Source organism: Paenibacillus sp. GYB006 (assembly GCF_036577645.1).
Taxonomy (GTDB): domain Bacteria; phylum Bacillota; class Bacilli; order Paenibacillales; family Paenibacillaceae; genus Paenibacillus.
Genome location: NZ_JARBDA010000006.1, coordinates 143839 through 155803, shown reverse-complemented (window position 1 = coordinate 155803; position 11965 = coordinate 143839). Strand labels below are relative to the sequence as shown.

General features: G+C 44.6%; 12 protein-coding genes. 10 read left to right on the top strand and 2 right to left on the bottom strand.

Features of this window, described 5'->3' with window-relative positions:
- The first annotated feature begins 2 nt into the window (after positions 1-2).
- From PV403_RS15685 to PV403_RS15670, 4 genes are read left to right on the top strand one after another with little or no spacing between them, the layout of a single operon-like run.
- Entirely contained in the window at positions 3-953 is a 951-nt protein-coding gene (locus PV403_RS15685) for a metallophosphoesterase (protein ID WP_213534026.1), read from the top strand.
- A 56-nt stretch (positions 954-1009) separates the two neighbouring features.
- Entirely contained in the window at positions 1010-1783 is a 774-nt protein-coding gene (locus PV403_RS15680; protein ID WP_213534024.1) for a metallophosphoesterase family protein, read from the top strand.
- A 31-nt stretch (positions 1784-1814) separates the two neighbouring features.
- Positions 1815-2417, top strand: a complete 603-nt coding sequence (locus PV403_RS15675) for a GNAT family N-acetyltransferase (RefSeq protein WP_213534022.1) — start codon at positions 1815-1817, stop codon at positions 2415-2417.
- Positions 2395-3357 carry a DMT family transporter gene (locus PV403_RS15670; RefSeq protein ID WP_213534020.1) on the top strand — a complete coding sequence of 321 codons (963 nt, stop codon included), beginning with the start codon at positions 2395-2397 and terminating at the stop codon, positions 3355-3357. Before PV403_RS15675 ends, PV403_RS15670 begins: the two co-directional genes overlap by 23 nt.
- Before the next feature lie 161 nt (positions 3358-3518).
- Here PV403_RS15670 and PV403_RS15665 read toward each other — a convergent pair whose 3' ends face one another.
- Positions 3519-4328: a histidinol-phosphatase gene (locus PV403_RS15665; protein ID WP_213534018.1), complete on the bottom strand. Its 810-nt coding sequence runs from the start codon at positions 4326-4328 to the stop codon at positions 3519-3521.
- An 18-nt stretch (positions 4329-4346) separates the two neighbouring features.
- On the bottom strand, positions 4347-5249 hold the full coding sequence (locus PV403_RS15660; protein ID WP_160034853.1) for a LysR family transcriptional regulator: 903 nt from the start codon (positions 5247-5249) through the stop codon (positions 4347-4349).
- A 180-nt stretch (positions 5250-5429) separates the two neighbouring features.
- On the opposite strand from PV403_RS15660, the gene PV403_RS15655 reads away from it, so the two are divergent.
- The 6 genes from PV403_RS15655 to PV403_RS15630 all read left to right on the top strand — a co-directional run bounded on the left by PV403_RS15655 (position 5430) and on the right by PV403_RS15630 (position 11851).
- Complete coding sequence (locus PV403_RS15655) at positions 5430-6773, top strand: MFS transporter (RefSeq protein ID WP_213534017.1); 1344 nt, start codon at positions 5430-5432, stop codon at positions 6771-6773.
- 251 nt (positions 6774-7024) lie between these two features.
- Positions 7025-7483 (top strand): chemotaxis protein CheX, encoded by a 459-nt coding sequence (locus PV403_RS15650; protein ID WP_213534015.1) that lies wholly within the window; start codon positions 7025-7027, stop codon positions 7481-7483.
- A gap of 103 nt (positions 7484-7586) precedes the next feature.
- Positions 7587-8363 carry an SDR family NAD(P)-dependent oxidoreductase gene (locus tag PV403_RS15645; protein WP_374705826.1) on the top strand — a complete coding sequence of 259 codons (777 nt, stop codon included), beginning with the start codon at positions 7587-7589 and terminating at the stop codon, positions 8361-8363.
- A gap of 145 nt (positions 8364-8508) precedes the next feature.
- Positions 8509-9855 carry a DEAD/DEAH box helicase gene (locus tag PV403_RS15640; RefSeq protein ID WP_332085228.1) on the top strand — a complete coding sequence of 449 codons (1347 nt, stop codon included), beginning with the start codon at positions 8509-8511 and terminating at the stop codon, positions 9853-9855.
- Positions 9856-9884: 29 nt separating this feature from the next.
- Entirely contained in the window at positions 9885-10631 is a 747-nt protein-coding gene (locus PV403_RS15635; protein ID WP_213534009.1) for an ABC transporter ATP-binding protein, read from the top strand.
- A 2-nt stretch (positions 10632-10633) separates the two neighbouring features.
- Positions 10634-11851 (top strand): ABC transporter permease, encoded by a 1218-nt coding sequence (locus PV403_RS15630; protein WP_213534007.1) that lies wholly within the window; start codon positions 10634-10636, stop codon positions 11849-11851.
- Positions 11852-11965: the final 114 nt, after the last annotated feature.

Sequence of the window (11965 nt, the reverse complement as noted above, 5' to 3'; positions counted from 1 at the left end):
CAATGAAGGAAAAACGAGTGCATTCAGAGCAGAATGACCGTAAACCGGTGCGACCACAAGATGGACGCGAAACGGTCCCAGCGATTTTCCCAGGAAAAGAGAAAGTGCATGATCCCTCCCGTCGGCGTTTTCTTAAAAAAGCAAGTAAACTTGCTCTTACAGCAAGTGCCGGCATTTTTACAGGAGGATATGCGTGGTTATGGGAGCCAAGGCGACTTGAAGTAGAGCATGTGGAGCTTACATTACCGCGGCTGCCCAAAGCTTTTCACGGTATGAAAATTGCTCATTTCAGTGATATGCATCTGGGATTTCATATGGATCTATCGGATATGGAGCGTCTTGCTTCAGCACTAGCCAGACAAACTCCCGATCTAATCTGTTTTACTGGAGATATGTTAGAAGGCAGAGCGGAGCCCATGGTAGAATGTATTCCACTGTTACAATCAATGAAAGCCCCGCTAGGCAAGTATGCCGTACTCGGTAATCATGATTATCGGGGACGTGAATATGAACGACTCGCTCAAATGTACAGGGAAGCAGGGTTCACATTACTTGTGAATCAGCATATCACTGTGGAGCGCGAGGGAGAACAAATAGCCATCGTAGGAATAGATGATGCACTAAACGGAGTACCTGATCCTGAAGCGGCCCGCAAAGGGCTGGAAAAAGGAACGTTTGCTATCCTGCTCATGCACGAGCCTGATTATGCAGATATCGCGAAGGATTACGATTATGATCTGCAATTATCAGGACATAGCCATGGAGGTCAGGTTAGAGCACCTTTTATAGGGGCACTTACCACTCCAAGGGGTTCTCAAAAGTACATTCAAGGACTGTATTATACAGGTGAAAAAGGAAAATCCATGCCTGTTTATGTGAATCGTGGAGTCGGAATGACTCAGCTGCCTATACGGTTTCTGTGCAGACCGGAGCTGACCATTTTTCATGTGTAACATTTATGGCATCGTAGAAGTAAAGCTCGGCAAAGAGGGCAGAAAGGAAGGATAACATGCAGCGAATCGCTATTGTTTCCGATATTCATGGCAACATGACGGCATGGAATGCCGTTCTGGAAGATATTCGTAAAAGAGGGATTACCCGCATCTTTTGTTTGGGTGATCTGGTTGGCAAAGGTCCTGACTCGATCTCTGCTGTGGATTCTGTTCGTCAGAATTGTGAAGTTGTTGTGCGTGGTAATTGGGATGAACTTGTTGCAAAGAGACAGCCAGGTCCACATTTTGAGTGGCATGCGGAGAGTCTCGGGGAGGAGCGGTTATCCTACTTGGCAGCACTTCCTTTCAGTTATCACTTTCGGCTAAGCGGCAGACTGATTCGGCTCGTTCATGCTTCGTCTACGAGTGTATATCACCGAGTACAGCCATGGGATACACTCGAAGAAAGAATGGGGATGTTTGGGGCTATTTCAGAGACTGCCTCACAGGAAATGGATGCTGGAGAGCCGGATGTCGTTGCTTATGGTGATGTCCACAATGCCTACTTACAGTATTTGAACGGTAAATTGTTATTCAATGTAGGCAGTGTCGGCAATCCCCTTGATTTGCCGCAGGCTTCCTACTGTATTATGGAGGGAACTAGCGAAGAACAAGCTGAACTTGAAACCAATGCTCCAAGCGAGCCTCTGCCTTTTAATGTGCAGTTTGTTCGTGTACCTTATGATATTGAAGCTGAAGTATCGAAAGCACTACAATCGGATGCACCTAATATTGATCTATACATCAATGAGATTCGAACTGGAGTTTATCGCGGATTACAAGGCAAGTAACTTTTTTCGAAGAAGGAGTACACTCACTTTCATGTTTACAAAACTTGCGCTGAGACAGGGTTTGCCGGTACTGACTTCAGAGCGCTTGCGTATGAGAGCTTTGGCGCCTGAAGATGACGAGGTAATCTTTCAATTTTTAAACGATAGTGAAGTGATTCAATATTTAAATCGTGTAAACTTGCCGACCAAGATCCGTGCAAGGCGCATTATGAAAGAAATTCGGTTATCTGGAGCAAAACTGGAATCCATACACTACGGAATTTGTTTGCAGGAATCAGGGCATCTAATCGGGGTTATCTCCTTTCAGCAGTGGAAAGAGTCGCAAAAGCAAGCACAGATTGGCTATATGTTTAATCGAGCGTATTGGGGTCAAGGATATGCGGCAGAAGCATTAGAGCGGCTGATCCGGTTTGGTTTTGAGGAGTTTGATTTTACTCAGCTGGAAGCAAGAATTCATGAGCAGAATGATCGTTCCAAGAAACTGCTGATGAGAAGCGGTTTTACCCATAAAAAGACACAACAGCACTTTTCCCTGCTTCAAATGCAGAAGCAAGACATTCTTGTCTATGAGATCGACAGGGAACAATACAGACATAATAGAAGAGGTTATCATGAAAGCGGAAAATTGGTTTAGACATCCGGCAGGCATTGTCGTAAGTTCAGCAGTGGCCACGTTACTGTGGGGCAGCGCGATGCCTGTCATTAAAAAAGGTTATGCAGCGCTTGATATCGAGGCGGCTCATGTTAGCGAGCAGTGGTTGTTTGCAGGATACCGTTTTACACTGGCAGGATTACTGCTAATCCTATTTCACTATCTGTTCCAGAGAAAGAAGAGCGGAGCGGGTCAAAGAATAAGAAAGAGACGGCTTGGCCGGCTCGCACTCATTCAGACATTTCTTCAGTATCTGCTGCTCTATGTAGGACTTAGTTACAGTACAGGAATACAAGGGTCTATTATCGTCGGCTCCACTTCCCTATTTCAAATGTTATCGGTTCGGATGTTTGACTCATCAGAGCGACTTACTTTGATGAAAATATCAGGTTTGTTCCTTGGGTTTGCAGGTATTGCGGCTGCCGGGATCGGAAATGGGAATATGGAGATATCTTTTGGATGGGGAGAATTATTGCTGCTCGGTTCTGCGATGTTTGGCGGAGTAGGGAACGTACTCGCTAGGCAGGAAAGTAAAAATGAACCCGTCTTATCTTTGACGGGAAGACAGATGATGCTCGGCGGAGTGATGCTGCTTGCCGTTAGTGTCCCTGTTACTGGACTTGCCCCATTTCCAATGGACGGAACAACATTCTTATATTTATTTTATCTTGCCTTGTTGTCAGCTGCTGGTTTTGGATTATGGAATACCATTATGAAATATAATGAAGTAGGCCGGGTCTCGATGTACTTATTTCTCATTCCCGTATTCGGAGTGATTTTATCTTCTCTGATCCTCGGGGAACAGCTGTCAGGCTGGATTGCGGTATCTCTATCGCTCGTGGTCAGCGGTATAATCATTGTGAATCGATCGGTTTCGGACAAGCGTTTGAAGCGGCTAAAAACAACGAATAACACCCCATGATATCGCATTAACATATCTTGTTACACAAATGAAATATTGCTGACACTAAACTCTAACAGAGACAGGGTAAACTGATCTCATGACCCCCTTTTTGATAATATAAAATGCAGTTAGGACCCGTGAGCGAGCTCACCGGGTCCCTTTTTTTATCTGGAGTCAAGCTAGAGCGGAACAACTTGCATTTCTTTTTGTTTGAAATAGACCCAACTTTCAAATCCGATTTCTTTCAGCTTGCTGCGAACCTCTTCCCATTCATCACCGACACGCTCTGGTTTATGCGCATCAGAACCAAATGTAACATACACACCGTAGTGATGAGCCCGTTCCAGAATCTCATCAGAAGGGTACCAGCCGCCGCTAAGTTTGGTTTTGCCGGATGTATTAATCTCAATAGCAATCCGTTCTTCCGCAATCGTCTGAAGCGTATCATCAATTGCTTTTTCCGCCGGTATTTTAGAAAAGTCAGGGTAATTCCCTTTCATTGCATCAATATGTCCAAGGATTTGGAACATCCCGCTTTTGGCAGATTGTCGAATCAAATCATAATACGTTTCTTTGACTTTGATTCTCGCCTTTTCATCGTGATTCTTCCAACGATTTTTGTTAAAAATACTAACTCCTCCCGTACTATGTACGGAACCAATAATATAGTCGAACGGATACTTGTTTAGCGTCTCGCGATACACTTCGGCAAACTCCGGAAAAAAGTCTGACTCAATGCCAAGCAGAACATCAATTTTTCCTGCATATTCTTTCTTGAGAGAGAGTACTTCTTCTACATAGTTTACAAGTTCGCTTTTTGCCATCGCAATTTTGGGAAAAGCCTGTTCTTCTTCCCTTCCAAAGTAAGGGGTATGATCAGAAATGCCGATCACTTGAAGGCCTGCAGATATTCCTGCTTCAACGTAATCCCTTATGGTTCCGTTTGCATGACCACAGCGAACGTGGTGCGTGTGCAGATCAAATTTCAAGGGTAGAGTCCTCCTATTCTATTCGGAACTGACAAACTGAGTTTCTGGCATGCCTTTCAGGTCACTTAAAAACTGCTGCATCGCGGAGTTTAAATATCGGGTGGATTTGTAGATGACGCCAACGGGATGAGCGACACCAAGCTCGCTAAGTGGGATCATAACTAGGGAGCCTGAGCGGAGTTCACTTGCTGTTGACTGTTTGGAGATGACTGCCGCACCCAGGTTAAGCTCCACCATCCTTTTGATCTCTTCACTGCTGGATAATTCCATAACGACATTGGGTTCAATCTGATGCTTCTGCAGAATGTCATCAACAAACTTTCTTCCTACGGTATCAGGAGAAAGCATAATTAAGGGGGTTGTGCCTAATACATCAATGGTTGCATGTTTTTTCTGTGCTAATGGATGATGCGGCGAGACCACAAGCTCAAACGTATCATAGTAAAGTACAGACGTATTTAAATTCGGGTTACGTTCAATAAGATAACCGATTCCCACATCGATCATGCTATTTTCTACTTGCTGATAAATTTGGGAGGAGGGCATGGACTGAATACTGGTTTTAATTAAAGGAAATTGATCCTGAAAATAGGACAGAATTCGCGGTAGAATCTGAATTGCGATCGAAGTCGTTGTTCCAAGCACAATATGTCCTTGCGGATTTTGATCGAGGTCGGAGAGCTTAAGTTTGAGTTCATCCACAATATCAAGAATCCGTTCCGCATGATTTAGAAATACCATGCCGCGATCGGTTAATGTTACGGGCTGCGTACGATCAACCAGCACCGTACGAAACTCGTCTTCCAGACTTTTTATTTGAGCCGACACAGCAGGTTGCGTTAGATTGAGTAGCTCTCCGGCTTTGCGGAAGCTCATCGTTTTAGAAATGGTGATCAGTGTCTCCAGTTGACTGATGTTCATAACGTGCCTCCTGACGTTGAAGAGTGCATAAGATATCGTTCTTTTATAAATTATAGGGGAATGAAAGGTGGAGGGCAACGCTGTCATGTTTTCATTTTTAATAGAAAGCTTGAATATATTTCATACATCTCCTGTAAAGTGGCCTATATCAAAGATTAGTATAAAGATGGAGGGGTTTAGGTGAACCAAAAAAGGGCAAGAGCCTGGGCGATGTATGATTGGGCTAATTCTGCGTTTGCAACGACAATGATCGCAGCTGTGCTTCCTGTGTTCTATCAAACAGTGGCTGCAGCTGATCTTGATGGGGCGGTAGCTACGAGTTACTGGGCTTTCTCTCAAACCATAGCGATGATTCTTGTTGCTGTGCTGGCTCCTCTGCTTGGTGCGGCGGCTGATCAAGGGGGAAGGAAAGGACTTTTTCTTCTGGTCGCTGCTATTGTAGGGGCTGTTGCAAGTGCACTTATTGGCTTTACAGGAAGAGGAGATTATGTAGCTGTCTCTGTCCTGTTTATTATTGCAACGCTTGGTTTCTCCGGCGGAAATACATTCTATGACGCTATGTTACGTGATATCGCGCCGCCAGATCAGCGTCATGCTTTGTCTGCACGCGGTTATACGTACGGTTATCTTGGAGGCGGCCTCTTACTTCTTGTGCACATTGTGCTCATTCAAGGATGGGCGAGCTTTGGATTTACTTCTCAAATTCAGGCGATGCAAATCGTCTTTATGACCGCCGGTTTATGGTGGCTGCTGTTTTCGATCCCGCTTTTTCGCAACGTACCGCTGATTGAGCCTAAACATAAACATACAGATCCTTCCCAATCATCTCCCCAGACGGGGGTATTCCGCACCGTAAAACAAAGTGTAAAAAGTGTTCTTCGTACCTTGTTACATATCAAAAAATATCCCGAACTATTCAAATATTTAGTAGCTTTTTGGCTTTTTAATGATGGAATCAGCACGATCATTAGTATGGCTGCCATTTATGGTGCCGAGATTGGCATTGGGGCTACGCATCTGATCGCGGCGTTATTGATTACTCAGTTTGTGGGTGTACCATTTACTTTTCTATTTGAGAAACTGCCGGTGAAAATCGGTGCTAAAAATGCACTTTATTTATCCCTTGGGTTTTATGTGTTGATTGTTATTGTTGGTTATTTTATGAACAGTCCGCTTCACTTCTATATTCTCGCGGCGATGGTCGGTATGGTGCAAGGAGGAAGCCAGTCCCTCGCAAGGTCTATTTATAGTCAGCTTGTCCCTGCAAGCAAAGCTACTGAATTTTTTGGCTTTATGAGTCTGTCCGGAAAAGTATCTGCCGCGCTCGGCCCAGCCGTATTTGGCCTTACCGCAGCCTTAACAGGCACAAGCCGGCTTGCGATCTTGTCCGTTATGTTCTTTTTCTTAGCAGGGATGTGGTTCTTAACGAAGGTCGATTTATCAAAAGGGGAAAGAGAAGCAGCAGAGGATGATGATCCCTCTGTACCACCGGACCGTTATACACCTAGTGGTTTCACGTGGTAAGAACAGGAATGGAGGTCTTTTGAACTAGGAAAATGAGCTGGTGAATCGTTGGACTTACCTAATTGTTTGCTTTCGATGGATACGACTTTCTTATTCATGTATAAACAATCCCTTCTGATCTGTCGATAACAGTTATTATGGGCCTTTAGATTTAATTCGTGATGAATTGAAATGTGGCTTAAAGTATAATAATGTTAATTATAATGGGACTTTTGGGTCGTGACCATTAACTCAGTAAGGGGGCAAAATTGTTGAAAGCCGAAGTGATTAATCCGTTTTTGGAGTCCGCACGGCTCGTATTTGAACAATTGATTCAAAAATCACCTTCCACCGGTCAACTGGGTATCAAAAATGTGGAGTACTTAGAGGACCATATATGGATCATGATCGGAATGACAGGACAACTGAACGGCAACGTTGTTTTTGGAATTGAGGAACAGGTGGCACTACGTATCGTATCCGCTATGATGGGCGGATTTATCATTGCTGAGATGGATGAGATGGGGCAGAGCGCAATTTCAGAACTCGGTAATATGATTAGCGGGAATGCAAGTACGATCCTATATAACCAGGGATACTCTGTTGATATTACTCCGCCGCAGGTAGTGAAATCCTCTCATCCCGGCATGGACCTCGTCAGTCAGGCACTTTGTATTCCGATCTCAATGGACGGCATTGGAGAGCTGGATATTCAAGTTATGATCTCTTAAACCGTTCTCTAAGCAGCAGCTCGCTATTCTAGTTTTGTTTTTTACATACGGGTGCATTATCATAATAAGAATAAGCGAACTGCAGGCTGGAGGATAAATGGCGATGAGGTTACAAGGCAAAGTGGTACTGATTACAGGAGCATCAAGCGGTATTGGCGCTTTATGTGCACAGAAGCTGAGTGCGGAGGGTGCGATTCCGATCTTGACGGCAAGATCAGAGAAAAAGCTAACTGATATCAGTCAGTCCATAGGTGGTACTCATGAATGGCTGAAGATGGACGTAACAGATGCAAGGGAAGTACAGTCTTGCGTAGAGAAAATTATAGAAAAGTACGGGAAAATTGATATCGTACTTAATAATGCGGGCTATGGACAATTTGAATCGTTCGTTAATATGCCTGTTTCTTCATTTGAAGATATGATGGACGTGAATTATATGGGAACAGTACGGGTAACGAAAGTCGTATTGCCTTATATGCTGGAAGCAGGGCAGGGTCAAATCGTAAATGTTGCCTCTATGGCAGGAAAGATTGGAACGGCAAAATCGGTTTCCTACACAGCGACGAAACATGCGGTTCTCGGCTTTAGCAATGCACTGAGACAGGAATATAGAAAATCGGGCATTCACGTAACAACGATTAACCCGGGCCCCATTGACACCCCTTTTTTTGAACAGGCAGATCCGGACGGCGGTTATATGAAAAATCTAGGCGGCTTCATCATGAAACCCGAATACGTTGCTGATAAGATTGTACAGGCGATCATCCGCCGCAAGGAAGAGGTAAATCTCCCCCGATCAGCGGCTTTTGGCATGCGGATTTATCAGTTGTTTCCCAGATTTGCAGATAGGTTGACCTATGGACTCATGAACCGAAAATAAAGGGAAAGCTCCTGGCTAATTATAAGCTTAGGGGCTTTATTTTTTGTTTTTTTATGGCGCGAAAAAAGATCGCATTTGGTACAGCGCCTGTTTTCGCATATAATGAAATATAATCGATTTTCAAACAAAGGATGGACTATTAAAAATGACAACAAGTTTTGATTCACTCGGGTTACACCCGGATTTAATACAATTGCTTTCGGATAAAGGGATTACAGCGCCTTCTCCTGTACAGGAACAGACGATTCCTGTGATACGTGAAGGAAAAGATGTCCTTGCTCGTTCCCAGACCGGAACTGGAAAAACATTAGCGTACCTACTGCCGCTTCTGGAAACGGTAGATACGAATGTAAAAGGTACACAAAAAGTCATTCTTGCTCCGACACAAGAGCTTGCTATGCAAATTGTACGAGAAGCAGAAGTGTACGGCGCATATAAGGGAATTAAGACACTCGGCCTTATTGGCGGTGCTGCCATCAAACGTCAGATCGAAAAGCTGAAAGAGCATCCGGAGATTGTCGTAGGGACACCGGGCCGAGTTCGTGAATTAATTGAAGTACGTAAACTCAAAATGCATCAGGTCAAAACAATCGTTATCGATGAAGCCGATCAAGTATTTCAGCTGGGCGGTGCAGGTGATGTGAATCATATTCTGCGCAGTGCACTCAGAGATCGCCAGCTCGTCTTTTTATCCGCTACGGTGGATGAAGGAACACGGAGACTCGCTGAACGTGAAATGAAAGATTTTGTTTCGATTGGTATTGATCCGGAGCAAATGACGGCAACAGGACTGACACATTTGTATTTTGTAGCAGGTGAGCGCGAGAAAATTGATATGCTTCGCCGCGTGGTGCGTCATTTTGATCCAACCAAAGCGATTGTGTTCGCTAATAATGCGGAGACGATTTCGGAAGTAGAAGCCAAAATGAACTACATGGGTATCTCTGCTGCTGCTCTTTACGGTGATGCGGATAAAATGACTCGGACCCGGGTTTTGAGTGCTTTCCGTGATGGACAGATTAAACTTCTCATTGCCAGTGATGTAGCTGCACGTGGTCTTGATATTCAAGATTTACCGCTCGTTATTAACTTTGACCCTGCTTTTGACTCCGATCATTATGTTCACCGTGCAGGCAGAACAGGACGGATGGGCAAGACGGGGACTGTTGTATCCATTGTTGGGGAGAAAGAGACCTTTATCATGCGTAAATTCGCTAGAGAACTTGGCATTGAGCTGAACGAACGGGCAATGCAAGGTGGAGAAATAAAAGATGGATCGGCCGTTTCCTCCAATAGACCTCAGCGATCATTCACTAAAAAAGGAGCTTCTTCTTTTGCTTCCTCTTCACATGGAAAACCAGCGGTTCGCACAAGCAGTGCGAAAGATCGTGAGCAATCCTCCGCTGTTCCAGGACGCAAGAACGAGAGAGAACGCGATCGGAAGAACAAAGGAGCTCCAAAATGGCTTAAGGACAAGAAAAAAGAGCAATAAGCCTAATATAGAAGAAAGCGGGGGATATCATGGAACAATCACCGATTCTGCAAATTAATGATCTTAGCGGAGGGTATAGTGCCAAAAAACCCGTGCTGCATCATATTGATTTTCAGGTGGCTCCTGGTGAAATGGTAGGCCTGATTGGACTGAACGGGGCGGGGAAAAGTACGACCATGAAGCATATACTCGGCCTGATGGTTCCGCAGCAAGGGGAGGTTCTGATTCAAGGGAAACGAAGGGAAGAAGATCCAGAGTCGTATCAGAGCGGGATGGCCTTTGTTCCTGAATCACCGGAACTGTTTATGGAAATGACCGTTATGGAGCATCTGGAATTTACAGCACGTGCTTATAATGTGACCAAAGCAGAGTTTAAGGAACGGGCTGATCATTTGCTGGACATGTTCCGAATGAGAGATAAGAAAGATACTTTGTCTTCTCATTTGTCCAAAGGGATGCGGCAAAAAGTGATGATTATGAGCGCTTTTGTCGCTAGACCGCCGCTTTACATTATCGATGAGCCTTTCCTTGGTCTTGACCCGCTTGGTATCCGGTCTTTACTGGATTTTATGATGGAAATTCGCGCATCGGGCGCTTCCATTTTGCTTAGTTCACATATTCTATCGACTATTGAAAATTACTGTGACAGGTTCATCATTCTTCACAGCGGCAAAATTATTGCACAGGGTACACTCACAGAACTGCGTGAACAGTTCGGCATGAAGCAAGCTCCGCTTGAAGATCTATTCTATCAACTTGTACAAGGCAGGGATTGAAGATGGATCTGAAGCAGCTATGGAAAACAAGGCGTTCTGCATTCTGGAATCAGATTACTCCTTATCTAGGATATGTAATGCAGAGCGGGGTAGCGGTGATGATGGGGTTCGCCCTGATTGCTTTTTCCGCATGGTATACCGCTCTTGTTCAGGATATTCCTGAAGGATTTCCGATTGGTCTGGTAATGCTTGTTGTACTTGCTCCTCCCGTAATTTTCAGCAGCTTTAGAACCTATCTACAGCAGGCAGATATCGTCTTCCTAAGACCTCAGGAATATCGAATGAATCTGTATTTACAGAACAGTTTTGTAAGAGGGATCGTCTATAAGTCGGTAGGTCTGGTTCTATTAATCATTCTTCTATGGCCGCTTTATATTCGCAGTGAAGGAGAGCCGAAGCCCTTTTATCTATTCTTAATTGTGCTTCTATTGCTTAAATACTTCGCCAGCTACGGAGGCTGGATCGAGCAGCAGATGATATCACGGTCCGCTCGATTAGGATATCGAGTATTAAGATATGGCTTTATTGTAGTAAGTTTATATGCATTTCTATGGCATTCGCTTGCGCTAAGTCTGATCTTTATTGCCTTGCTTGCCGGATTATATCTGGTTTCTCTTCGATTTCCAGTGAAGCTGCCTGTACACTGGGAATATCTGATCGAGACAGAACAAAACCAAAGTTCACGAGCAATGAAGACGTTAGGTTGGTTTGTGGAAGTTCCTGCTTCTCGTCAGCGGGTTCATGCCCGGAAGTGGCTGGCACCGCTTGCTGATCGGCTTCGGTGGGGACAGCAGGCCGCATTTCAGTATCTTATCTTCAAAACGTTCCTGCGCAGTGATTTGCTTGGAATTACCGTAAGGCTTATGGTAATTGGCGGATTATTCGTATATTGGACAGCAGGCAGTTTATGGGGAAGCGGAGTGTATTTGTTCTTCTTATTCTTGCTAGGAATTCAGCTGTCTGGACTTCGGCGAAATCACCATGATTCGTTTTGGATTCATATTTATCCTGTGACACCACAAAGCCGAAGAGAGCAGGTACTTGGTTTTGTCTATGTATTACAGATGGCGGGAGCAATCTTATTATTCATCCCTCTATTCATTGGGGGGTGGGGCAGATGGGTAGAGACCTTAATTACGTTAGTAATAGGTATACTCATCGCCCGCTGGTTCCGAACTTCGGAACGTAAGAAGTGGTCAAACGAGGAAGATGCGGAATAAACGGAAGGTGCAGGGAGGATCAACATGATGATATAGGTCCCTGCCATTTATCCGCTTGGAAGTAAACAAGGCCGGGATATCCCGGCCTTTTGTCTTGTAATGGTTACAAGAACA

Coding starts and splice junctions, on each gene's coding strand:
- PV403_RS15685 (WP_213534026.1), top strand. CDS start 3: ATGAAGGAAAAACGAGTGCATTCAGAGCAGAATGACCGTAAACCGGTG.
- PV403_RS15675 (WP_213534022.1), top strand. CDS start 1,815: ATGTTTACAAAACTTGCGCTGAGACAGGGTTTGCCGGTACTGACTTCA.
- PV403_RS15645 (WP_374705826.1), top strand. CDS start 7,587: ATGAGGTTACAAGGCAAAGTGGTACTGATTACAGGAGCATCAAGCGGT.
- PV403_RS15680 (WP_213534024.1), top strand. CDS start 1,010: ATGCAGCGAATCGCTATTGTTTCCGATATTCATGGCAACATGACGGCA.
- PV403_RS15640 (WP_332085228.1), top strand. CDS start 8,509: ATGACAACAAGTTTTGATTCACTCGGGTTACACCCGGATTTAATACAA.
- PV403_RS15635 (WP_213534009.1), top strand. CDS start 9,885: ATGGAACAATCACCGATTCTGCAAATTAATGATCTTAGCGGAGGGTAT.
- PV403_RS15670 (WP_213534020.1), top strand. CDS start 2,395: ATGAAAGCGGAAAATTGGTTTAGACATCCGGCAGGCATTGTCGTAAGT.
- PV403_RS15630 (WP_213534007.1), top strand. CDS start 10,634: ATGGATCTGAAGCAGCTATGGAAAACAAGGCGTTCTGCATTCTGGAAT.
- PV403_RS15660 (WP_160034853.1), bottom strand. CDS start 5,249: ATGAACATCAGTCAACTGGAGACACTGATCACCATTTCTAAAACGATG.